Raw genomic sequence first — 24,529 nt, 5'->3', positions numbered from 1 at the left:
GCTTAAAGCTCAAAGCCCAACTCACTCATCCCAATAGCTGATGGTGCGCGTCTGATCCACCTTCATCATCTGGGCACGCTGGCCTGTCTCCCAATAAGTCAGGTTCAGCGTGTTCTTCGTCCAGTTGCCTGTGTCATCGCGCTCCTCAAAGCTGTTTTTCATATTGATGGACATCACACACTCGTTCTGCTTGTCGAACACCTTCTTGCTCTGCTGGGTGATGTCGCCATTGTCGTTGTACTTGAATTCATTCACCACCTTAAGACCTGACGACGTGTTGATGATGGTCTGGCGATGCAGGTTGCAGTCATCGTCGTACTCATAGGTGATGGTGCTCTTCTCACCAGAGGCCTCCAACTGAGCCGCCTTCTGGATATAACCAAAACCACTGTACTGGCGGTCGGTAAGTCCTGACTCCTCAAGCTTTCCCCACTCGTCGAAATGCATGATAGCCTCCTCGCCTACCGGGTTCTCGGTAATCACCTCTTGCACGAATCCCTTCAGACCCATGTTGGCTGCATCTTTATAATAAGGTGACATGTTCATATAGAAGTACTTGATGGTGCGGCGCCCCTCCTCGTCGAGATCCGTCGACTGTCGGATATAGCCGTAGTCCGTCATCGTGTGGAGCGAACCGTCGCCCTTCGCCTTGAAGTTACCCCACTCACGCTGCAGTTTGCCAATGAGGTATTTCTGGTTGCGCTCAAAGAGTTCCCTGGTGCGATAAGGGCCACACATCACCGTCGCATCCGTCAACAGACGCGTCTTCTCATTCACGGAGACCATCAGTTTGGCATCCTTAATGCCATAGAAGTCGCCCTTAAAATAATAGGTATCCGGATCATCGTCAGCCGAAACGACCTGTTGGAACCCGGCGCCCTGCAGTGCAGGTATGAACACAGAGTCAGTCCCCTCCAAGGGCACATCCATCATCGTCATGCACTTCACGTCGGTAGGCATCTGGCACCAGCCATTCAGCGAGACCAATAACCAACACAGAATGAATCCTATCTTTCTCATCATCGTGCAAAAGTACTGAGAATAGTCGAAACTGCCAAATATTCAATGATATTTTACCAAAAATTTGGTTTTTCACGCAGTAATTCGTACCTTTGAGCTTCATTCGAAGCTCGAAGATAGGCTGCATTTCGGAAAAACTCAAAAAATTTTTGGTTTTTCGCTCAATTTGCACTATCTTTGTCCCCATGAAAAAGGGATTAGTGTTAGAAGGCGGCGCCATGAGGGGGCTTTTCACGGCTGGCATCATCGACGTGATGATGGAGGCTGGCGTGGAGCCCGACGGCCTCATCGGCGTATCGGCAGGGGCGGCTTTTGGCTGCAACTACAAGTCGAGACAGCCTGGTCGTGCCGTGCGTTACAACACACGGTTTGCCAAGGACCCGCGCTACAGTGGACTGCGCTCGCTGATTAAGACTGGCGACTATTTCAATGCAGAGTTTGGCTATCACATCGTGCCCAAAGAGTATGACATCTTCGATACTGAGGCTTTCGAACAGAACCGTCTGGTGTTTGTCTTTGTGTGTACCGACGTGATGACAGGAAAGGCGGTCTATCACCAAATGGACCGTGTAACGTTCGACGAGCTGGAATGGCTACGCGCTTCGGCATCCATGCCGTTAGCTTCAAAGGTTGTTGAGGTCGGAGGCAGGAAGCTGCTCGACGGTGGTGTGGCCGACTCCATCCCCTTGGCGTATTTCGAGCGTATCGGCTATGAGCGTAATGTAGTCATCCTCACCCAGCCCGAGGGATATGTCAAGGAGCCCAATCGCCTGATGCCCCTTATGCGCCTCGCCCTCAGGCAATATCCGAAGATGATTGAGGCCATGGAGAATCGCCATCTGATGTATAATCAGGAGTTGGAATATGTAAGGCAGGCAGAGCGCGAAGGGCGTTGCCTGGTGATCCGACCAGACGAGAAGCTGCCCATCGGCCATATCTCCCATGACCCGGAGAACATGCGCCGCGTCTATGAGATAGGACGACGCAAGGGCAAAGAACACCTCGACCAGATCATCGACTTTTATAGTAATCACAATGCTTAAAGCTTAATGCTCAAAGCTCAAAGTATAAAGAATCATGAGAATAGATATTATCACCGTATTGCCAGAGATGCTGGAGGGCTTCGTTCATGAGTCGATCCTGGCACGGGCAGAGAAGAAAGGACTGGCAGAGATCCATCTGCACAACCTGCGTGACTATACCCTCGACAAGTGGCGTCGGGTGGATGACTATCCATATGGCGGCAGCGCTGGTATGGTAATGCAGTGCGAGCCTATCGACCGCTGTATCACAGCCTTGAAGGCGGAACGCGACTACGATGAGGTGATCTTCACCTCGCCCGATGGGGAGCGCTTCGACCAACATATGGCCAACGAGCTCTCGCTGAAGGGTAATCTGATTATCCTCGCAGGCCACTATAAAGGCATCGACCAGCGGGTGCGCGATCATCTCATCACCCGTGAGATCTCCATTGGTGACTTTGTGTTGACTGGTGGCGAATTGGTGGCAGCGATGATTGCCGACGCAGTAGTGCGCGTGGTGCCTGGTGTGATCGGCGATGAACAGAGTGCCCTCTCCGACTGCTTCCAGGATGACATCCTTGCCGCTCCCATCTACACCCGTCCTGCCGACTACAAAGGATGGAAGGTGCCCGAGATTCTGCTGAGTGGCAACGAAGCCAAGATCCGTAACTGGGAACTGGAACAGGCTATGGAGCGCACCAAACGATTACGTCCAGACCTACTCGATAAAGGATGATAACAATCTCAAAGGACATCTATCGCCCTCGTTAACACAAATTAACATAAAAAAGTTGTATAAATAAAAGGATTATTCGTACATTTGCCCTCGATAAGTAAAGCGTAAGGCTTTTAATAATTATTTATAAACTTATAATTTTGAAGATTATGGCTAAGAATGACAATCCATTTGCAATCAGAAAATCACCTGTTAGTATTATTTCCGCACAGGCACTGAATCTCGACGACTATGTGCAGAGAACGATAGATGACAGAGATCTTGGAAGGTGTGCATCAGTGAAGGACAGATAATAACCTTTATCGCAGAGAGAAACAACGAATTCTATATCTGAAGAAGGAATAGCGAAGATTAACACCATATCCAAGCTGGTGTTAAGGAAAAGAGGCGATTCGGCGGTGGAGTTTTACAATGCCGCCAATCGTCTTTATGTGCTTCATTTTATTGAGGTGGCGGAGATGGGCAGTCATCGGGTGCTCTATTTTTTGCTCAGGCTTGCCGACGGGAAGCGTGGCGGTGCGCCTGACAAGGAAGTGGGGCGGATGATTGTGGCGGTGATTACCCAGTACCTGGAAGAGCATCCTAACGAACTGGTTTGCTATTGCCATGCTGACAACGATCGAACTCATGCCATTGACAGGATATTCCACCTGTGGGCACGCTCTAATCAGGATGTGATTGACGGTAGGGTGACTTCCTTCGATGGTACAGGGCAACATACTAAAGGATGGGGCCTGCATTTTACGGTGATACACCATCTGAAATGTAAGGACATCGCCGAACTAAAGGACTACATTCTGGAAAACGGTGATGCGTTTGCCGCCAGTGTCAGAGAGCAGATCATTCTTCTTCATAAAATAGAAGAAAAAATGCACGAATCCGACGATGCGGTATGTTAAGTTACATAACGACAGATTGCAGGCACCTCTGGCAGAGGACGTGAAGGTATGCCTGGTGTTAGGCGCCAAACTACGCCCTGACAACTCGCTGTCGCCTATCCTGCAATTGCGGGTAAGGCTGGTGAGCATCCTTGCCAATGCCTATCCTGACTGGACGTTCTACATCTCAGGTTGCCGTGCCGACACTACCGTCATCTACCGCACATTGGTAGAGGAATACCATATCGCTGAAGAGCGCTTCGTGCTGGACTCCTGTGGCTATAACACCTTCCGCTCGTTATGGAACATGGATCAATATTTCCAGCAAACCCGATTCTACATCCTGACCAGCAGTTTCCACATCGCCCGTTCGCTGCGCATTGCCCGATGGCTGGGTTATGATGCGTGGGGCATTGACATCAGCGACTATGAGAAGGTGAAGTCCAACCCCTACTTCTGGCGCGAGCAGCTGGCAGCACTGCGCTCACTGTGGCTGGTGTTCTGCATAAGGACGCCCCTCGGTCGTATTACAAGAAATTTTTATTGGAAAAGACTTCTCCGCCGCCTGCGACGCAATGAGCAGCAGTTTGATGCGCAAAACGAGCAGATACTGCAGCGTGCGATGAAAAACGTGGATCAGTCGATGCCACTGACAGAATATTTCTTCCGCCAACTGATGGAGGGCGGCAGACCTACAGAATTCACGCAGCCGATGGAGGAAGAGCACTTGATAGTGAGTCTGAGTCATGTGGACTGTACCACCGTGATGGAGGATGTGCTGGCATTGGCGCTCTGTTACAGAGACGGGCGCACCACGCTGGATGACCTGAAGGACTACTACCGGCGGATGCACTATCAAGACGGCATAATCTCGTTTGCCACCCGCAACCATTACTTCACCTGGATCATGCAGTCGGCCATCAAAGAGGGATTCGTGGAGCGCATCAGTCCCGATGAGCCAGTATTCCCTTTTACGGGGGTTCAGGATCTGCAGCCGACATACATGACCACAAACAAGCATCTGTTCCTGCCACAGATGGAGAACAAAGACAACTACGAGGCCATCGCCCTCCGCCAGCAGCAGGGTGTGCGCTTTACCTATATCCCCCGCGAACTGCTGAACATGCCGCAGGATTCGGAGCTGGGCGTGATTCGCGATGGCGACATCATGGCCGTAGTGTGCGACCAGCACAGCTGGGCAAGAGGTGTGGAGATCAAGCACCTGCTGATAGCCAAGTGGATCGACGGCAGGCTACACTTCTATCATGCCAGTGGAAATGGGTTAGGACTTTCAAACACGGATGCCTACACCTATATGAAGGATAAGTTCACCATGATAGGTGTGGCGGTTTATAGATTTATAGACCATGATGCGGAGTGAATATGTATTGAAGAACATGTTCGGTTCGTTCTTCCTGGCGACCGTCATGTCGGCTCTGATGAGACAGTTGGGTGGTTTCACAGACTCCATCGTAGTGTCTAATCTGGTGTCGCCCGATGCACTGTCTGTCGTCCGTATCTGGCAGCCTTTTGCGAGCTGTATGTTCATCATCATCGGCATGATGAGTGCCGGAGCCAGTTTCCTGAGCGCCCGAGGCATTGGTGCCCAGAACTACGACAAGGTGAACCGAGTGTTCAATAACCACCTGTACTATGTCGTCTTCTCCACACTATTGCTCATCGTCCTCGTATTGCCTTTCCTAGACGTGGTGGCAGGCATTATTACCACCGACGAACGGCTGCTGCCCATGCTGAAGCCCTATATTCATGCCGACATGTTCGCCATCTTCATAGCAGCCGTCTGTGGTGTGCCCATCTCCTACATCATCACCAACGGCAATCCGCGCCTCATCACCCGTCGTATCATCATCTCTCAGATACTCAATGTCATTTTCGACCTGCTGCTCTGCGGCGTGTTCGATATGGGTTTGGCTGGTGCCTCGTATGCTTCAGGACTCAGCAATCTGCTCGCTTTCACCTCGCTGGCAGGCTATATGCGCAAGAACAGTAAGATATTCCGACTCAGGCGACCAGAGAAGATATGCAGCATCAAACAGTATCGTGAGTGTTTCTCCATCGGACTCCCTATGCTGATATCAGCCTTGCTGGCTCCGGCTCTGGCCTTCACTATGAACTCGCTGGTTATAGGAAAGCTCGGCGCCGACGGCATGTATATCTTTACCATCTATTTCCAGATCAACGGCATCTGTATGTTGGCCTTGTCCGGCTCGAACACTGCCATCAGCAATATCGGCGGCATCCTGTTGGGCGAAGAAGATTACGACAGCTTCCGCATGCTCATACGGCGCATCTTCCGCCTGCTGACAATGGTGATGGTGGCGGTGAGCCTGCTGATATTCCTCTTCCCCGACATGCTGGCAAGAATATATGGCGCTGAAGACGATCTGATAGCACAGTGCTACACCCCGTTCCGCCTGATGAGCCTCGCCTTCCTGCCCAATGCCCTGTCAGAGACACTGAGCGTGCTTTACTTCGTGCAGGGGCATCAGAAGCTCTGCCGATGGATAGAAATCATTACCAACGTAGGAACCATCGGCATTATTGTCATCATGGCCATCTACACCCCTAGTCTCATCTGGTATATCCTGCCTGTCACCTCCTGGCTCCTGCTGTTGGTAATAGTGGCAATGGCGTATGTGGTGCATCGCATGAATCCGTTTTATGACTGGCCTACATTGGAGGATTCTGTGCCGTCGAACCCTGCCGTCACTGTCTCCGTACCTTATACCACTGAGGGCGTAGAGGCATTCCTGACCCAGGTGCGCCCCTTTGTAGAGGCATGCGAGCTGAAAGACGGTATGGCTGCGGACATGGCACTGGAGGAACTGCTCTATGAGATTGTGGAGACGCATGAAGCGGATACCTCCAAGGAGGATGAGGCCTTCGATGTACGTATCATCGACAAGGAAAAGGAATTTACGGTAGTGGTCAAGAGCAAAGGTCCCCTGCGAAATCCGATTTACAAATATGCAGACGAGGAATTAATGGATCTCGATGAGAAAAATCTACGAGGAGCCTTACTGTCGCGCTTGTGCAAGAATATCGAACACAAGTACATGAACGGTATCAATTGCTTCTACCTGAATTATAGCCGAAACGAAGCATGACTTATAAAACAAACACCCCGCCGATTGGCGGGGTGAATTGTTTATTTGTTAGCGAAGCGCTCAGCTTGCTGGCGGATGAGCTCGGCATCGTTGAAGTAGTCGATGCGCATAGCCTTACGAACCTCATCCATCGTCTGGGCACCAACCTCTCGGGCCTGTTCCGTACCCTTCTTTAAGATATTATAGATCTCAGGGATATCTTTCTCAAACTCAGCACGACGCTGGCGCATGGGCTCAAGGAACTTATTGAGCACCTGATTGAGGAACTTCTTACACTTCATATCGCCAAGACCTCCACGACGGTAGTGATCCTTCAGCTCGTCGAGGTTCTGATAGTCGGGCCAGAACTCCTTGAAGTCCTCATCACATGAGAAGGCATCGAGATAAGTAAACACCGCATTACCTTCTACATGGCCGGGATCGTTTAAGTTGATATGCTCAGGATCGGTATACATTGAACGAACCTTCTGCCATACGTCATCAGCAGAATCAGAGAGATAGATGCAGTTGCCAAGCGACTTCGACATCTTCTCTTTACCATCAGTACCAGGCAAACGACGGGCAGACAAATTCTCAGGCAAGAGGATATTCGGCTCTACCAGTACTGGGGCATAGATCTGATTGAAACGACGAGCTAACTCACGTGTCACCTCCAGCATAGGCTCCTGGTCCTCACCAGCAGGAACTGTAGTTGCCTTGAACAGGGTGATGTCAGCAGCCTGAGACACAGGATAGCAGAAAAATCCGAGGGGGATGCTCTCACCCTCAAAGCCACGCATCTTCACTTCTGTCTTCACTGTGGGGTTGCGCTGTACACGACTTACTGATACCAGGTTCATCAGATAGGTGGTCAGCTCAGCCAGCTCAGGAATCTGACTCTGGATGAAGAGTACACACTTCTCAGGATCGAGGCCTGCTGCCAGATAGTCGAGGGCTACCTCTATGATGTTCTGACGGATTTTCTCAGGATTATCCGCATTGTCGGTAAGTGCCTGTACATCAGCCATAAACACGAACATACGGTCGTAGTCGCCCGCATTTTGCAACTGGACACGACGGCGCAGTGAGCCAACATAGTGTCCGAGGTGGAGTTTTCCGGTGGGGCGGTCACCGGTAAGTATTACTTTTCCCATTTTTATTTGTATTGATTTCTAATTTGGCTGCAAAATTAATAATTTTATTTCAGACAAAAGTACAAATCGAGCGTTTTTCTCTATCTCTGCATAAATAATGCAAAAAAATGACATGATGCTGATGTATTTTAATAAATAATATGTATCTTTGCCGAAAATTTGGATCATAAAAACGATTAACTCAACAAATGTTTAATAAGGAGACATACATACAGCGCCGTTCTGAACTGAAGAAACTTGTTGGTAACGGCGTAATCATCTTGTTCGGCAACAATGAGTCGCCTGCCAATTATCCTGCCAATGCCTATGCCCCGATGCGTCAGGACTCTTCGTTCCTTTACTATTTCGGACAGCATCGCGACGGACTGGTGGGCGTCATCGACATCGACAATGACGAGGAAATCCTTTTCGGTGACGATATCGATGTCGAGGACATTGTATGGATGGGCTATACCCCCTCTGTGGCTGACCTCGCCGCTGAGGTTGGTGTCAGCAAGACTGCTCCGATGAAGGAACTTACATCCTATATCAAACATCAGTCTTCAGACATCCATTTCCTGCCTCCCTATCGCCACGACACAAAAATCCAGATCATGGACCTCCTTGGCATCCATCCCGCCAAGCAGAAAGAGGCAGCCTCGCTGCCCCTTATTCAGGCAATAGTAAAAATGCGCGCCACAAAGAGTGCTGAGGAGATTGATTATATCGAAGCTGCCTGCGACGTGGGCTACGCCATGCATACTACAGCCCAGCTGCTCATCCGTCCTGGTGTTACCGAGCGTTTCGTAGCCGGACAGGTAGACGGCATCGCCCGCAGCCTCGCCCAGGGCAACAGTTTCGCTACCATCTTCTCCCAACACGGAGAGATCATGCACGGCTCTCCCTCCGACGCCAAACTAGAAGACGGTCGTCTGGTATTGTGTGATGCGGGCTGCGAACTTAACGATTACTGTTCAGACCACACCCGGACAATGCCCGTCAACGGCAAGTTCAGTCAGCGCCAACTTGAAATCTACAGCATCGTAGAAGCTTGTCACGACTACGTGCTCGAAGTGGCCAAGCCAGGGGTAAAATATGCCGATGTACACTTTGCCGTCTGTCGTTTGATGACGGAGCGACTGAAGGAGCTCGGCCTGATGAAAGGCGACACCGATGCAGCCGTCGCTGCTGGTGCCCACGCCATGTTCCTGCCCCACGGCCTTGGCCACATGATGGGTATGGACGTACACGACATGGAGGGACTTGGACAGATCTATGTGGGATTCGACGATGAGACCCGTCCTAACCTTGAGCAGTTCGGCACCAACTGCCTGCGCATGGGCCGTCGTCTGGAAGAAGGTTTTGTGCTTACCGACGAGCCTGGCATCTACTTCATTCCCGCCCTCATCGACGACTGGAAAGCCAGCGGCCACTGCAAGGAGTTCCTGAACTTTGAGAAACTCGAGACCTATAAGGACTTCGGAGGCATCCGCATCGAAGACGATATTCTGATTACCAAGGAAGGCTGCCGTTTCCTCGGATCAAAGCGCATCCCATATCATCCAAAGGATGTAGAAGCATTCATGGCAAACAATAACCAATAAAACATTTTTATGAAGAAGATTCTAACACTCGCACTCATGGCCATCATGGCCCTCAGTGCATCGGCTGCCAACAAGAAGGCATCCGCAAAAGACGCCAACAAGCCCGTCTTTACCATCATTAAGGAGAACCCCATCACCAGCATCAAGGACCAGAACCGTTCAGGAACCTGCTGGGACTACTCCACCCTTTCTTTCTTTGAGGCAGAGATTCTGAAGGCTACAGGCAAAACCTATGACCTCTGCGAATCGTTTGTTGCCAACAAGACCTATCTGGAGCGTGCCATCCAGGTGGTTCGTTACCATGGTGACTGTCAGTTCGCCCAGGGCGGCAGTTCCGAGGATGTGCTCCAGACGATGAAGACCCACGGTATCGTACCTGAGGGCACCATGCCTTTCCCCGGCTCGCTCTATGGTGACTCACTCAACAACTTCAATGAGTTCTTCTCTGTACTTGAGCCTTATGTCAACGCTATAGCCAAGAACAAGGCTAAGAAGATCTCCAATGCCTGGAAGAACGGTATGCAGGGAATCCTCGATGCTTACCTCGGCAAGTGCCCCGAGAAGTTCACCTATGAGGGCAAGGAGTACACCCCAAAGACCTTCATGGCTTCACTGGGCATCAATCTGGATGACTACGTAAGCATCACCAGCTACACACACCATCCTTTCTACACCGCCTTTGCCGTAGAGGTTCAGGATAACTGGCGTTTCCCCCTCTCTTACAATCTGCCGATGGACGAGATGATGCAGATTATCGACAATGCCGTTGAGAAGGGTTACACTGTGGCCTGGGGCGGTGACGTGTCTGAAGATGGCTTTACCCGTAAAGGCCTCGCCTACGCTATCGATGCCAAGAAGACCCAAAGTCTGCAGGGCAGTGACATGGCCAAATGGCTTAAGTTAACCACAGACAAGAAGCGTAACATCATCGACTCTCTGGGTTGCACCGTACCCGAGGTAATCCCCACTCAGGAGATGCGTCAGGAGCGTTTTGACAACTGGGAACTTACCGACGACCACGGCATGCTCATCTATGGCGTTGCCAAAGACCAGAACGGTAAGGAGTATTACATGGTGAAGAACTCTTGGGGCGAGTCCGGAGATTACAAGGGCACCTGGTATATGACCAAGGCCTTCATCGCCGCAAACACGATGGACTTCCTCATTAACAAAAACGCCATCCCCGCAGAGATTCGCAAGAAACTCGGCCTTTGATTTATTATAAAATAGGTAAAAAACGGCATAATCTGTTAAAAAATGAACAGATTATGCCATTTTTTCATTTTTTATGCTTACCTTTGGGCGCTATATTGGGTTATTGTACCCTTTTGCCACTAAAGCGACAAGAATAAAAATAAATATATTAATGCATTTCAAATGGAATTACGAACCACCTACATCAGAACGACAGACGGCGGCTAAAGAGCTGGGAGAGAAGATTGGGATGAGCCCAATCCTCGCAGACCTACTCATTCAGCGTGGCATCAAAACGGAAAGCGCAGCGAAGCGTTTCTTCCGTCCGATGCTAAATGAGCTGATAGATCCGTTCCTGATGAACGACATGGACGTAGCAGTCGACAGGCTCAATGATGCCATGGGGCATAAAGAGCGTATCATGGTGTACGGCGACTACGATGTCGATGGATGTACGGCGGTAGCTTTAGTGTACAAGTTCTTGCTGCAGTTCTATTCCAACATTGAATACTATATTCCCGACCGCTATGAGGAGGGATACGGTATCAGTAAAAAGGCATTGGACTATGCGGCAGAGAAGGGTATCACACTCATCATTGTGCTCGATTGCGGCATTAAGGCAATCGATGAAATCGCCTATGCGAAGAGCTTAGGCATTGATTTCATCATCTGCGATCACCACGTGCCCGACGATGAACTACCTAATGCGGTGGCCATCCTGAACCCTAAGCGCGTGGACTCTACCTATCCCTTCAAGCATCTCTGCGGTTGCGGTGTGGGATTCAAGTTCATGCAAGCGTTTGCCAAAAACAACGGCATCCCATTCTCCAGACTCATTCCCCTACTCGACTTCTGTGCGGTAAGCATTGCGGCAGATATCGTTCCTATCATGGGCGAGAACCGTATCCTGGCTTTCCACGGACTGAAGCAATTGAACACATCGCCCTCGACGGGTCTGAAATCAATCATCGAAATCTGCGGTCTGACAGGTCGTGAGATTACCATGAGCGATATTGTGTTTAAGATTGGTCCACGCATCAATGCTTCAGGACGAATGCAGAACGGAACAGAGGCAGTGGACCTTCTCGTAGAACGTGACTTTGAGAAGGCGCTGGCCGAGGCGAACCACATCAACGAGTATAACGAACAGCGTAAGGATGTGGATAAGCAGATGACTGAGGAGGCCAACCAGATTGTGGCAAAGCTTGAGAGCCAGAGCCACCAGTCGAGTATCGTACTCTACGACGAGAATTGGAAGAAGGGCGTGATTGGCATTGTGGCCTCACGACTGACGGAGCTTTACTATAGGCCGACGGTGGTGCTGACGAAGTTTAATGGCATTGCCACAGGTTCGGCACGCAGTGTGGCAGGCTACGATGTGTATGATGCCATCAAGAGTTGCCGCGATCTGCTGGAAAACTTCGGTGGACATACGTATGCCGTAGGGCTCTCGTTGAAGATTGAGAACATTCCAGAGTTCCGTAAGCGGTTTCAGAAATATGTGATGGAGCATATCCAGCCGGAGCAGACAGAGGCAACACTCGATATCAATGCAGTGATTGACTTCAAAGACGTGACGAAGAAACTGCACAATGACCTAAAGAAATTTGCGCCTCATGGACCTGATAATCCCAAGCCGTTGTTCTGTACACGCAATGTATATGACTATGGTACGTCGAAGGTTGTGGGCCGTCAGCAGGAACACATCAAACTGGAACTGGTGGACTCTAAGTCGAGCAACGTACTCAATGGTATCGCCTTCGGACAGAGTGCAGCTGCGCGCTATATCAAATCGAAGCGCTCGTTTGATATTGTCTACACTATCGAGGACAATATTTATAAGCGCACAGAGGTGCAGTTGCAGATTGAGGATATTCAGCCATCAGAGGAGTAAAAAGTGAAGAGTGAGAAGTGAGTAGCTACCTATCACTTTTAAAACAGTATTGGGGCTATGATGACTTCCGTGGTATTCAGCGGGAGATCATCGAGTCTATCGGCAGTGGTCATGACACATTAGGACTGATGCCGACAGGCGGTGGCAAGAGTATCACTTTCCAGGTGCCGGCACTGGCAAAGGAGGGAACATGTGTTGTGATTACCCCACTCATTGCTCTGATGAAAGACCAGGTGGAAAACCTGCGACGAAGAGGCATCCGCGCGGCTGCTATTTATTCAGGACTAACCCGCGAAGAGATTATCATCACTCTGGAGAACTGTATCTTCGGTGATATCCGATTCCTATATGTATCACCAGAACGCCTTTCGTCGGACCTATTCCAGACGAAACTCAGGCATATGAAGGTGAGCTTTATCACTGTAGACGAAGCTCATTGTATCTCACAATGGGGTTATGATTTCCGGCCATCATATCTGGAAATTGCGAAGATTCGTAAGATGTTACCTGGAGTGCCGGTACTGGCACTGACGGCTACGGCCACACCTCAAGTCGTTGATGATATCCAAGACCGTCTCTCATTCAATGAGAAGCGAGTCTTCCGTATGAGCTTCGAAAGAAAGAACCTGGCATATGTCGTGAGACGATCGGAGGACAAACAGAAAGAGCTTATCCACATCCTTAGCAGTCTGAGGGGCTCGTCCATCGTATATGTCCGTAGCAGGCGGCGCACAAAAGAAATAGCCGACCTAATCCAGCAGGCAGGCATCACTGCCACATTCTACCATGCAGGACTGGACAGTGTAGAGAAAGACAAGCGCCAGAAGGCCTGGCAAGAGGATCAAGTTAGGGTGATGGTGGCAACGAATGCTTTCGGCATGGGGATTGACAAACCTGATGTGAGGCTTGTGATTCACATCGACAGTCCCGACAGCGTCGAGGCATATTTCCAAGAGGCAGGCCGTGCTGGACGTGACGGACAGAAAGCCTACGCTGTGTTGCTCTACAACGATGGAGACCAACGGAAACTGGAGAAAAGGATTACCGACAATTTCCCCGAGAAAGACTTCATCCGCGAAATCTATGAGCATCTGGCCTACTTCTATCAGATTGGCGTTGGCTCGGGTTTCGGTTATACTTTTGAATTCAATATCGACAAGTTCTGTCATGCTTTCCACCACTTCCCCATTCAAGTGGATGCAGCATTAAAGATCCTAACCCGTGCAGGGTATATTGAATACACGGAAGAGCAGGACAATCAGGCCAGGGTGATGTTCACTATTAGTCGTAACGAACTCTACCGACTGGAGAACACCACGCCCAACGAGGAGAAAGTGATTACTGCGCTATTGAGGAACTATGGTGGGCTGTTTACGGACTACAACTATATCGACGAGGCATTCATAGCCTCACAGTGCGGTCTGCAGACCCACCAGCTTTATATGATTCTGAAAGGACTTGGCCAGAGACATATCCTACATTTCATTCCACAGAAAAAGACTCCTTACATTCGCTATACCCAGCGCCGCGAGGACAAGGAGCAGATTCTGCTGATGCCTGTCGTCTATGAAGAGCGCAAGCAACAGTTCCGTGAACGTATCCACGCCATGACGCGCTATGCCGCCTCGGACGATATCTGCAGAAGCCGGTATCTGTTACGCTATTTCGGTGAGGCCAACGATCACGACTGCCACCAATGCGACGTATGCCTGAGTCATCGCAGCGAGGGCATGGTATCTGAACCTGCACTGAATGAGGCTATGTCAAAGATTTTAGAATTGGTGAGTGATGGGAAACCACACCCCATAACAGAATTGCGCGACATCCAGTTGCCCACTGCAGAACTGGATGCCGCGCTCGACTATCTCCTGAAGGAAGAACTTATCCAACAGGAAGACGGTAGTATTTTCGGTTGATTTTGCCGTTATATGTCCTAGCCACAGCTTCTACTTGCTCGTAAAGCATAGGAACCTTATAAGCCTCAAGTTTTGATTTCAAAAACAGTGCCAGCTCACGACGATTGAGTGTCTGGCCCTCTGTCATCGCCACCAAGAGTTTAAGGGCACGGCCCGTAATTTTGTGTTCGACAGAGATACATATACACTCGCGGACGCCAGGGAAAGCCATGGCAACATCTTCGACTTCAGTGGGAGCAACCTTAAAGCCACCCACATTGATAACGTCGCCCTCACGACCAGACAGGTGGAGCATACCCTCGTCATCAAGTCGCCCAATATCGGAGGTAAAGACCATATCGTCGTGGAGCACAGTAGCTGTGCGTTCTGGGTCACCTATATAGCCACTCATCAATGTGGCACCACTGCAGGCGATAAGTCCCTCGGGGGTGATAGTAACCTGAGAATGACGCATCGGACGCCCCAAGCAACCAGCCATACAACGACCATCGTTGAAGTTATAGGTACAGATAATACCTGTCTCAGTGGAGGCATAGGTGTTATACAACCGGGTGTTGGGCAACAGGCGACAGAGCGTCAGCATATCGGCATGGGAGATGGCAGCGGCACCAGTCTCGATGAAATCCATCTTGGCAGCAAGTGCTGCGAGCCGCTCTGCGCTAAACTCAATAAGCATGCGGATGCTGGCAGGCACGAGGAACGTGGCCATCTTCGTGGAGGGATAGTCGAAAGCGGCGAAGAACTTGTTCAAATCCTTCAGACCATCGACGATCATCAGAGTAGCCCCCAGCAAGATGACGGGATAGACCTTCGAAAGACTACCGATATGGTTGAGCGGGCCATTGATGACAAACACCAGTTCATGGCTAAACCCCTGACCTCCGATAAGGTTCTCGGCATCGGCCACAATCGTACGGTGGCTGATCATCACACCTTTCGACTGGCCTGTGGTACCAGTGGTATAGAGTATATCGGCTGTACCATCAGGTACGCTATGACTACCCAACTCACAGGCGATGACATCGAAACTTTCCTGTGGAATGTCGCGCTCCAGAGGAGCCACTACACAGCCTACCATATGGAGGGCGAAGTAGTCGACAAGAAAGTCGATAGAGGCAGAAGAACGCAAGCAAACCACCTGACCTGGCATTAAACCCGATGCGCGCAATTCTTCTGCACGCTGTACGGTACGGGCATAGAGCTGAGCATAGGTCACCTCTAAATCATCGCACACCACAGCAGTCTTGTCAGGCCACTGGCGCGCATCCTGTTCCAAATAATCTTCTAGATGCATCATTGCTCGAGCTTGCGCTTTACCATTTCGACGATGCTATCGAGGGTCTTCAGGTTCTTCGGGGTTGCATCCTGAGCCTCGAGCTTGATACCGAACTCATCGGAAAGGGTCATCAGGATGGTGGTAACACCCAGCGAATCGAGCTCGCTGAACAAGAACGTGGAATCAAAGTCCACCAGCGGCAGCGCCGCTTCCAGTAATTCTCTTATCTTTTCTTTCATAATTCTTCACTATTTACTTTTATTTTGTTTTCTACCGGGTTGGCATAAATGCCGAGGAGTAGATCGCGGAGCACTTCGAGATCGCTATCGTAGTTGTCTAACTTCGAAAGATGTTTCTCAAAAGCCAGACGCTCAGCTTCCGTATATTGGTCGCGGAACCGCTGCTGACCATAGAGCATGTCGTGGGCAATGTAATTATTGGGCCACAGACGGTAAGCACGATGGATACGATTGTCTATTAGATGGGCCACCTGCTTATGGTAATCGTTGTTAGTGCACTCGTTGTAGACAGCTAACTCATCAGCAGTGACCATCGGACAGAACTCGAAATGCACACGACCTTTTGGCTGGAGGATGCCAGTAAGGATACTGTTCAAGTCTTCACCAGGTTTCTTGATGTACTTCACCTTCTGACTCTCATAAAGCTCTATAGCCTTAAGGATATCACACGACTCCCACTCATAAGAGACAGCCACAGGCAGAATGTTCAGTTCACTCAGGGCGGCAATTTTATCCTCCTGGCGACTCATGCAGAACATCTTGATGATGCCTTGATCCGTTTGATCGTTGCCGTCCTTGGTACGTCCGTTACGCTGGGCAATCCATACAGACTCATGCTGGTCACAAACGGCATGGCGGATATATGCCGAGAGATGGAGGCTACTCTTATAGAAGTCCTTGATGCTACCACCTGGGCGCTCCACACGGAACATCTTATTCGATTTGCCAATATCAACCACCAAGGGGTTCATCATCAGGTTAGCACCGAAGGTGATCTGCGACGTCTCAAGACCTAAGTCAACCAACAGGTTTTGCAACAGCGAGGCGTCAAGCATGATGTCACGATGGTTGCTAACCAACAGGTAAGGACGGTCTTTCTCAATATGTTCAGTGCCGCCATAGGTGAAGGCAGTGATACTATTGGCGATAATCTGCTCGTTGACATGATACATGATGCCTAACTGGAAATCATGGATGGACTTGAAACTAAGCAGCATCTGGCGCACTGCGTCGAGCGATTGTTCTGGGCAGACATATGATGCCAGCAAGGGCAACATCTGACTGCTGGCGATGCGACTCATGGCCGACGGTATTTCTTCATCGGTATAGGGTCGGATGTCATCAAACTCTGTTGTCATATATTACTATTTTACGATTTCTTGAAGATCGAGGATATCTCCGCCAGCAGGCTTCTCAGCGGTGGCACTGCAGACGTGGAGATTGGAAGGCATGGGCTCACAGGCAGCAGCCAAGGCTACATCGTCAGGGTCAGAAGCATACGACCAAACGTCTATCTCTGGATGGACGAGGGCGAAAAGCAATGAGAACTGTCCACGACCTGCATTCAGGACGTGCACCCTACCCGACTTAGCTTTGTAGCCATCTATCCATTCACTGAAGTCGTCGTAACGATTCAGCAACTGGCGTGTCTCACGTTCGATACCAAAGCCTTTGTAAGTGTATTTGCCGATAAGGTAATGGTGGAAATAATGGGTAGTGCCAGGCTGATGAGGATTACGATAGCCTATCAGCTTACGTAGCAGGAAGGGGATCGTGATAGGCTCTGGACGCACCTCACCATGACGACGCACCAACCAATTGAAGATCAAAGGAGGAACCACCCACGCCATCAGCACTACGGTAAACATGCCCACGATAGTGACCTCGGCCAAAGAATGGAGGGCAGGATGCTTTGCTACGATGAGTGAGCCCATACCTATAAACATGATAAGGGCCGAGATAACAATGCTGTTTTTATACGAGGGCAGCAACTTTTTCCGATAAGCATACTCGTTGAGCAGACCATCGGTGATAAAGATAGTATAGTCGTCGCCTTGTCCGAAGATGAACGTGGCGAGGATGACATTGACGATGTTGAACTGCATGTCGAGCATACTCATGATACCCAGAATCCATATCCAGCCCAATGCCATCGGCAGGAATGCAAGTAAACTGAGCTCCAACCGTCCGAAGGATATCCAAAGGAAGAGGAACACGATGAATCCGCATGCAAAGCCGATATAGTTGAAGTCGCTGGAGAGCGAGTTGGCAATGGCGCTGTTCATCCCCACGAAGTCGAAGGCATAACCGACGCCGTCGAGACGTTCGTTCAACACCTCCTCAACTGGTACAGGATCAAGGCCACCGGCATCTATTACATCGACAACTGAGCAACGGCCTGTACTCTCGCTAAACGATCCACTGAACAAGACAGAACGCAGTGGTTCGAAATAATCGAAAGACCTCGGTTCATAGGTATCTGACAATATCGACTCAAAACCACTGAAAGCCTCCACATTGAAGCCATGGGCAGGTGCCTTCTTACGTAGCTGTGCCATCGCTTCAGCTCGATGATTCTCCCAGAAATCGTTCCAACGGTCGATTCTAAGCTGTTGTTCCTGTTGTGAGCAGATAATGGTTGTCACATCGGTATAAGAGTGCATCTTTCCTGCCGACTTAAGGCTGTCGAGCAGGGGGGCTATCGCCTGACGATGCTGTAGGGCTTCATCCCACGTCTCGCCTTCCGCGACGACGTACACGTTCGCCGTATCATTTAAACCTGCAGTAGCCCGCATGCTCGACAACAGTTCTGTCTGGGTATCCGACATGTAGTTGATATGGTGCATGTTCGTATCAAACGAGGTGTCGAGACTGTACCAACCAAAGATAAGCGTCAGCGCCAGAATGACCCAGAGCAGCCAACGGTGACGCTCTGGCGACATCGATGATATCTTGCCGAATGTCAGGCGTTCCTCTTCCTCTGCCTGGCGTTTCTTCACAAGATGTGGCAAGAAGACAAGCACAAAGAGTATGGTGCCCACAAGCATAAAGGCTGCGAATAGTCCCAAGTCGCGCAAAGCTGGTGCATCGAGCGGTATCAAGCTGGCAAAGGCACCAACGGTAGTAATGTTACCAATAAGCAGAGGCGACACCATTTCCTTCAGCACCTCGCGCACCGTACCACTATGGTCGGTATGCAATACGAAGTGAAGAGGATAGTTCACAGCGATACCGATGATGATAGAGCCAATGCCCAGCACTATCAGCGACACATCGCTACGCATGACCGCTATGAAGCCCATGGCGAAAAGCCAGCCAAAGATGATGGCCACTCCGATGAGCAGCAGGTTCTTCACCTTGCGGAAGGAGAATACGAGGAGTAAGAGGATCAGCGTCACAGAGATAGAGATGGCCCACTTGCTGTCTTCCTTGATCTGAGAGGCATTACCTACTGCAATAACAGGAGCTCCCGTAGTAGCCACATCGACACCGGGAACAGCTAGCATCGTCTGCTGGGCCACACTATCAACCTCGTTGACGAGCATGCTGTTGTTCGCCGACTCCATAGCTCCGTAAGGTGACGTCATCATCGCAATCGCCATCTTCCGTCCAGAAGAGAAGATATAACCATTGTCAATCTCCATTGGCATCGACGACTGACGGGCCTGCAGCCTGTCAATCACCGGGGCGAAGAGTCCCAGCGGGTCATTGCTGATGTTCGATGAGAAGAAGCCTGTTGCAGGCATCATGATCATCTGGACATCATTTGCCAACTGTTTGTCGATACTATCTGGTGACGAGAGGATCTGCTCCATGCGCACATAATCAGAGTCGCGCAGCATCAACGGCATGTTCTGATAGACGAAGTCGGTGATGCCTGTCACCTTCTCGAAATCTACCTGTGAGGTTACCTCTGTGATATGTCCAGACTCCAACACTGGTTGTAAGCCTTGAGCGAAGGAATCAACAGCTTCCGTCAGACGATCGGGATCAAGAGTCTCACCCTCTTTCATACGGAACATGGCAAAGACACGCTGTCCGCCCGAGATATCCTGATATAGGGTTATTGCCTTTTGCTCATTGCCACTAACGGGCAGAAAATCATAGATATTCTCATTATACTTCAGCGAGGCAACCATGACAAACAAAACTGCCGTCAAGGCTACCAACAGCCACATGCAGAGTGAGCGACGTCGCTGTAACAAATCGAATATTCGGAGGAAAAAATTTACCATCAGCTATTCTTGATTAAACGGTGTAACCAGTCGAGGAAGCGTTCCTTCCACTGGATGGCCTCGGATGTTGTCTTCTCTGGCGATACGCCAAATCCATGACCACCTGTACGGTAATGTTCATACTGATGAGGGATATGATGAGCGGTCAGGGCTGAGTCCAACATCTCAGCATTATGATAATGTACGATAGGGTCGTCGTCACAGTTCATCAGAAACACCGGTGGGCACTTGGCAGACACATGGTGCTCCAACGACAGGGAGTCTTTCATCTCCTGAGACGGAGATTCACCCAGAAGCCCACGGCGCGAACGCTTGTGCGTCGTAGGATGCGTCATCGACACAACGGGATAGAGCGGCGCCACAAAGAACATGGATTCTGGCGTGCCAGCAAGTTGTTCTGCACCGTGCATCACCAAATGCCCACCAGCCGAGAATCCCATGCAACCAATCCTCTCTGGGCGCACACCATACTCTGAAGCATGACAGCGTATGCTGTCGAGCACATGACGTAAATCATTAAAACCTGCTGGAAAAGAACGGGATGCCATATGGACATGAAAGGCGAACGAAGCCCAACCTGCGTGACTATACTCCAAGACGAATGCAGCTATACCATTATCACGAAGCCACTGGGCAACATCATGTCCTTCACCCTGCTTGTCGAGCCAACAATAACTGCCGCCGGGACAAACAATCACCCCTGTCCCTGTGGGGTTTTCCTGTGGAATATAGGCCGTGAGCTTATAAGCCTTCACGCTCAGCGACACTAGGAGAACAATGATGAATGTGTAATATCTTGAGATCATTTCATATAACGTTCAACTGCTTTCTGCAATTCAAGGAAAAACGAGCGCTCTGCCTCGCCGATCTTTTCAACCATATCAGCTAGATCGTTGTAGGTCAGATCATCACCAGCACGACGTTTGAACACCTTTGAGGCCTTATAGCCGAAATCACGCCACATATCGCCTATCTCGGTGATGCGAATGGAATAGTCGTTTAGTTCGGCAATGCCAGTCCGCTCTGAAGCTTCCTGCAGGAAGGCACCATAGACGAAACGGAAGCCTGCGCCACCCGTTCCTATTTCCTCGAGCATACGGATTACCTGAACGAGTAAGATACGTGCACGGCGTTTGCCTTCCTTCTGTTCCCACGTACGCATTCTCTGTGCCAAGTAATGAATGCCATTGACGCCAACATACGGGAACCACTTGGGCTGTGATGTCATATTCTTACAAGTATCCTTGATAGCCTTAAGTACCAAGGGTCTCAGGAATTCCTTGTCAGGCTTGTCCGTCCGCAGGTGCTCAGGCAGGTCTTTAGGGATAGACTTAATCCAATACATCTGTCCAAACAAAGGATAGGCGCCCTTGGCAAAGCGCACTTTGATAAGATCCTCCCGACTGATAGTCACCTTCTCTGTAGCATTGGAGTCAAGTACACGGTAGTCACCACTCTCCTCATCTTTTCCGATGATGCAGATGTTGTGCCCATTGAAACGGAATCGGTTTTCTGGAGGATAGTAAGGCAAATCATAGATACCCACCACACAACCTACTGGTATTTTCTCTTCCAAGATCAGCTGGTCGAGCTTACGCATGGCTTTCTCCTTACTGAGATATCGCTTTGAGGCCGACTTAATGCCAAGGAGCCGTGTGATACGCTTAAACAGCACACCTGGGAAGGTGCGGAAGGCTGTCACGGGAAGACCACCCATTTTGGCAAAGGTGAGATGAGCAAAGAACAATCCACTGGCCAGACCGAACACCATAGGTTCCGACATCTCTATGCCATAGAAACGGAGCAGCGATGAGATGGTACCATTTTCACAATGGGCTGCATGTCTATGGTTAATCTTTAACTCGTGACCACTAAACTCCGTCGGCACTAGCAACTCCATCTTATCACGCTCTTCTTTGTCGTCAAGCGTGTCGAGAAACAAGTCCAAAGCTTCTGTCTTGGGAGCCCAACCGTCACTCCTGACAGGCTCGTATTTTCCTTCATCATCTACTGCATAAGTCAGGTCACGTATGACACTTCCCTTATAATACTTCAGGTCCTGAGGGACATCTTTTTTCTTCATAATTGGAATAATGAAATGATGGTCATTTTATGTTTCAACGAACAGCCTCTGCCAATTCTCTGAAAAAGGCCTTTTCTTTATCACCAATAACCTGCAACAAGTCTGCCAGGTCATCGTAGGTATAGTTCTCGCCTGCACGTTTTTTAATGATACGTGAAGCCTTATAGGCAAACACTCGCCACAGGTCGCCAATTTCCGTAATACGTACAGAATAATCGTTTAGGAAGCTGAGGCCCGTCTTCTCGGCAGCTTCCTGCAGAAAGGCACCATAGATAAAACGGAAACCTGCCCCACCCGTGCCAATCTCTTCAAGCATACGGATCAGCTGTGCCAGATTGAGTTTTGCCCTGCGAGCCCCCATGGTCTGCTCCCAAGTACGGATACGACGGGAGAGATAGAGGATGCCATTGGCGCCTGCAATGTGGATGAAACCAGGCTGAGACACCATATACCAACAGGTCTTCCTGATGGATTTCACCACAAGGGTCTTCATGTCAGGCAACTGCTCGGGCACAGATTTTATCCAATACATCTGTCCCAATAAGGGGTAAGTACCACCTGGGGCAAAACGCACTTTCATCAGGTCTTCACGACTGATGGTCACCTTCTGCGTAGCGTTAGAGTCGAGCACACAATAATGGTTTGACTTTTCATCCTTGCCGATGATGCAGATATTATGACCATTGAAGCGAAAACGGTATTCGGGAGGCAAATAAGGTAAATCAAACATGCCCACCACACAGCCCACAGGGGTCTTTTGGTCGATAAGTATATGGTCAAGGGCCTTCATGGCTCGTTCCTGACTCAGATACCGACGGGTCTCGGTCTTGATACCTAGGAGTTTTGTGATGCGTTTAAACAACACCCCGGGGAAGGTACGGAAAGCCGTCACAGGCATGCCTGACATCTTGATGAATGGCAGGTGGACAAAGAACAGACCACTGGCCAGACCGAAGATCATCGGCTCCGACAGTTCGATGCCGTAATAGCGCAACAGCGTCGAGATAGCACCATTCTCACAGTGAGCCGATGGCTGGTGACTAAGGGGTAACTCAAACCCTTGGAAATCAGTAGAGGTCCGCATCGCCATGCGGCTGCGTTCCTCCTTGTCCTTATCTTCCTCCAAGGCTAGATCGAGAGCATCGTTCTTGGGTGCCCAGCCGTCGCTCTTGACCATATGGTAACGGCCTTCCTCATCGACGGCATAGTTCTGATCCCGCATGACGGCACCCTCACAGTATTTCAAGTCCTGTGGAACTTCCTCAATCTTCATTAGCAGACGGTAAGCATGAAATAGCAATACGAGAAACGGGCACTCTCGGGTACCATTACCAGCACCTTCTGTCCCTGCTTCAGCAGACCAGAATCCATTAGTTCCTCCAACATGGCAAAAGCCGAGGCTGAACCGATGTTACCAATCTTAGGCAGGTTATAGAACCAGCGCTCTTCTGGTATGGCAAATCCCTGCTTAGCCGACTCCTCGATAATCACATCCTTAAAGAACATCGACGACATGTGAGGCAGGAACCAGTCTACGTCATCAGGCGTAAACTGATGCTTCTTACCCATCTCTATCAGATACTGTACACCCAGCGGCACGATATACTCCGAAAGCATACGTGTATCCTGTTTGATGGCAAAGATAGATTCCGTAAGCCACTCACTCTGTGGGAAAGAAGCCCAACCCTTCACACGACCATCAGCATCCTTATCGGCAGCTGCATACATACAGGTCTCCTTGGTGTTGGCATACGATGTGATGTCAATCCAGTCGAGGCGCAGTGAGAGTCCTGAGGCGGAAGGCTTTCCCTGTAACAGCACCGAGAAAGCACCGTCAGACAACATCCAACGCAGGAAATCTTTCTGAAAAGCCAACATCGGCTGATCTTCCAGTTGTGCCAGCTGCTCCGACTCCTTCTGGAAATAGCTTGCACGCATCCAAGCCGAAGACCTTTCTGATGCCACAGCGACAGCATTCTTCGAGAGACCGAGTTTCACGGCCATATACGCATACTTCAGGGCATCGGCGCCAGAGCAGCAAGAACCGGCAAACGATACGACCTCCATATGTTTTTTACCTCCGAGCTCTCCATGTACCATCACACCATGCGAGGGAATCAGCTGCTCCGGAGAACCAGTACCACAGGATAACAGATCAATGTCATCAATGGTCAGCTGGTCATCCAGAAGCCCACGTACGGCATTGGCCGCCATCTGCACATTCGTATGTGTCACGTTACCATCCTTGTCTAAGGCATAGTACCTCTGTTTGATACCGTTACGTCGGAGAATGACCCTTCTAGCTTTTGACGGTTTCCCGTCAACCATACCAAGAAAAGCCTCCATATCGTCATTTTCGACAGGATCATTGGGCAAGAATCTCGATGCTTTTGTTATAAAAACGTCCATCA

At 50.1% G+C, this 24,529-nt stretch carries 19 protein-coding genes; 9 read left to right on the top strand and 10 right to left on the bottom strand.

From position 1 onward, the window contains the following. Positions 1-21: 21 nt before the first annotated feature. Entirely contained in the window at positions 22-1,023 is a 1,002-nt protein-coding gene (locus BMY16_RS12925) for a hypothetical protein (protein WP_091843150.1), read from the bottom strand. 182 nt (positions 1,024-1,205) lie between these two features. Here BMY16_RS12925 and BMY16_RS12920 point away from each other — a divergent pair, with 182 nt between their 5' ends. The 5 genes from BMY16_RS12920 (at position 1,206) to BMY16_RS12900 (ending at position 6,784) form a co-directional block, all read left to right on the top strand. After that, the gene (locus BMY16_RS12920) at positions 1,206-2,063 is read left to right on the top strand and encodes a patatin-like phospholipase family protein (protein ID WP_091843147.1); all 858 of its coding nucleotides are present in this window, start codon (positions 1,206-1,208) and stop codon (positions 2,061-2,063) included. Between the two features lie 34 nt (positions 2,064-2,097). Then, the gene (gene trmD, locus BMY16_RS12915) at positions 2,098-2,778 is read left to right on the top strand and encodes a tRNA (guanosine(37)-N1)-methyltransferase TrmD (protein ID WP_091843144.1); all 681 of its coding nucleotides are present in this window, start codon (positions 2,098-2,100) and stop codon (positions 2,776-2,778) included. A 371-nt stretch (positions 2,779-3,149) separates the two neighbouring features. Further along, complete coding sequence (locus BMY16_RS12910; RefSeq protein WP_139207227.1) at positions 3,150-3,677, top strand: hypothetical protein; 528 nt, start codon at positions 3,150-3,152, stop codon at positions 3,675-3,677. Beyond that, positions 3,664-5,037: an N-acetylmuramoyl-L-alanine amidase-like domain-containing protein gene (locus tag BMY16_RS12905; protein WP_091843139.1), complete on the top strand. Its 1,374-nt coding sequence runs from the start codon at positions 3,664-3,666 to the stop codon at positions 5,035-5,037. The genes BMY16_RS12910 and BMY16_RS12905 overlap by 14 nt, the downstream gene beginning before the upstream one ends. Beyond that, positions 5,024-6,784, top strand: a complete 1,761-nt coding sequence (locus BMY16_RS12900) for an MATE family efflux transporter (protein WP_091843136.1) — start codon at positions 5,024-5,026, stop codon at positions 6,782-6,784. Before BMY16_RS12905 ends, BMY16_RS12900 begins: the two co-directional genes overlap by 14 nt. 41 nt (positions 6,785-6,825) lie before the next feature. On the opposite strand, the gene trpS is transcribed toward BMY16_RS12900, so the two are convergent. Further along, on the bottom strand, positions 6,826-7,917 hold the full coding sequence (gene trpS, locus BMY16_RS12895; RefSeq protein WP_091843134.1) for a tryptophan--tRNA ligase: 1,092 nt from the start codon (positions 7,915-7,917) through the stop codon (positions 6,826-6,828). A 188-nt stretch (positions 7,918-8,105) separates the two neighbouring features. On the opposite strand from trpS, the gene BMY16_RS12890 reads away from it, so the two are divergent. The 4 genes from BMY16_RS12890 (at position 8,106) to BMY16_RS12875 (ending at position 14,504) form a co-directional block, all read left to right on the top strand. Continuing rightward, positions 8,106-9,500, top strand: a complete 1,395-nt coding sequence (locus tag BMY16_RS12890; protein ID WP_091843131.1) for an aminopeptidase P family protein — start codon at positions 8,106-8,108, stop codon at positions 9,498-9,500. A gap of 9 nt (positions 9,501-9,509) precedes the next feature. After that, positions 9,510-10,715 carry a C1 family peptidase gene (locus BMY16_RS12885; protein ID WP_091843128.1) on the top strand — a complete coding sequence of 402 codons (1,206 nt, stop codon included), beginning with the start codon at positions 9,510-9,512 and terminating at the stop codon, positions 10,713-10,715. Between the two features lie 151 nt (positions 10,716-10,866). Next, complete coding sequence (gene recJ, locus BMY16_RS12880) at positions 10,867-12,588, top strand: single-stranded-DNA-specific exonuclease RecJ (RefSeq protein ID WP_091843126.1); 1,722 nt, start codon at positions 10,867-10,869, stop codon at positions 12,586-12,588. A gap of 17 nt (positions 12,589-12,605) precedes the next feature. Beyond that, entirely contained in the window at positions 12,606-14,504 is a 1,899-nt protein-coding gene (locus BMY16_RS12875) for a RecQ family ATP-dependent DNA helicase (RefSeq protein WP_091843123.1), read from the top strand. Here BMY16_RS12875 and BMY16_RS12870 read toward each other — a convergent pair. Genes BMY16_RS12870 through BMY16_RS12835 form a run of 8 tightly spaced genes read right to left on the bottom strand, consistent with a single transcriptional unit; the run spans position 14,470 to position 24,527 of the window. Then, positions 14,470-15,801, bottom strand: a complete 1,332-nt coding sequence (locus tag BMY16_RS12870) for a class I adenylate-forming enzyme family protein (RefSeq protein WP_317614786.1) — start codon at positions 15,799-15,801, stop codon at positions 14,470-14,472. The genes BMY16_RS12875 and BMY16_RS12870 overlap by 35 nt on opposite strands. Further along, positions 15,798-16,019, bottom strand: a complete 222-nt coding sequence (locus tag BMY16_RS12865; RefSeq protein ID WP_091843120.1) for an acyl carrier protein — start codon at positions 16,017-16,019, stop codon at positions 15,798-15,800. Before BMY16_RS12865 ends, BMY16_RS12870 begins: the two co-directional genes overlap by 4 nt. Next, positions 16,016-17,158: a 1-acyl-sn-glycerol-3-phosphate acyltransferase gene (locus BMY16_RS12860; protein ID WP_091843118.1), complete on the bottom strand. Its 1,143-nt coding sequence runs from the start codon at positions 17,156-17,158 to the stop codon at positions 16,016-16,018. Before BMY16_RS12860 ends, BMY16_RS12865 begins: the two co-directional genes overlap by 4 nt. A gap of 6 nt (positions 17,159-17,164) precedes the next feature. Further along, positions 17,165-20,005: an MMPL family transporter gene (locus BMY16_RS12855; protein ID WP_170836104.1), complete on the bottom strand. Its 2,841-nt coding sequence runs from the start codon at positions 20,003-20,005 to the stop codon at positions 17,165-17,167. A 29-nt stretch (positions 20,006-20,034) separates the two neighbouring features. Next, positions 20,035-20,841: an alpha/beta hydrolase gene (locus tag BMY16_RS12850; protein WP_244513061.1), complete on the bottom strand. Its 807-nt coding sequence runs from the start codon at positions 20,839-20,841 to the stop codon at positions 20,035-20,037. Beyond that, positions 20,838-22,118, bottom strand: a complete 1,281-nt coding sequence (locus tag BMY16_RS12845; RefSeq protein ID WP_091843112.1) for a BtrH-related acyltransferase DarH — start codon at positions 22,116-22,118, stop codon at positions 20,838-20,840. Before BMY16_RS12845 ends, BMY16_RS12850 begins: the two co-directional genes overlap by 4 nt. 34 nt (positions 22,119-22,152) lie before the next feature. Continuing rightward, positions 22,153-23,391: a BtrH-related acyltransferase DarH gene (locus BMY16_RS12840; RefSeq protein ID WP_091843109.1), complete on the bottom strand. Its 1,239-nt coding sequence runs from the start codon at positions 23,389-23,391 to the stop codon at positions 22,153-22,155. Then, complete coding sequence (locus BMY16_RS12835) at positions 23,391-24,527, bottom strand: dialkylresorcinol biosynthesis protein DarB (protein WP_262987332.1); 1,137 nt, start codon at positions 24,525-24,527, stop codon at positions 23,391-23,393. Before BMY16_RS12835 ends, BMY16_RS12840 begins: the two co-directional genes overlap by 1 nt. Positions 24,528-24,529 lie beyond the last annotated feature (2 nt).

The organism is Prevotella sp. ne3005 (assembly GCF_900110085.1).
Taxonomy (GTDB): Bacteria; Bacteroidota; Bacteroidia; order Bacteroidales; family Bacteroidaceae; genus Prevotella.
The sequence above is the reverse complement of the archived record's forward strand: the minus strand, read 5'-3'. Positions and strand labels throughout refer to the sequence as shown.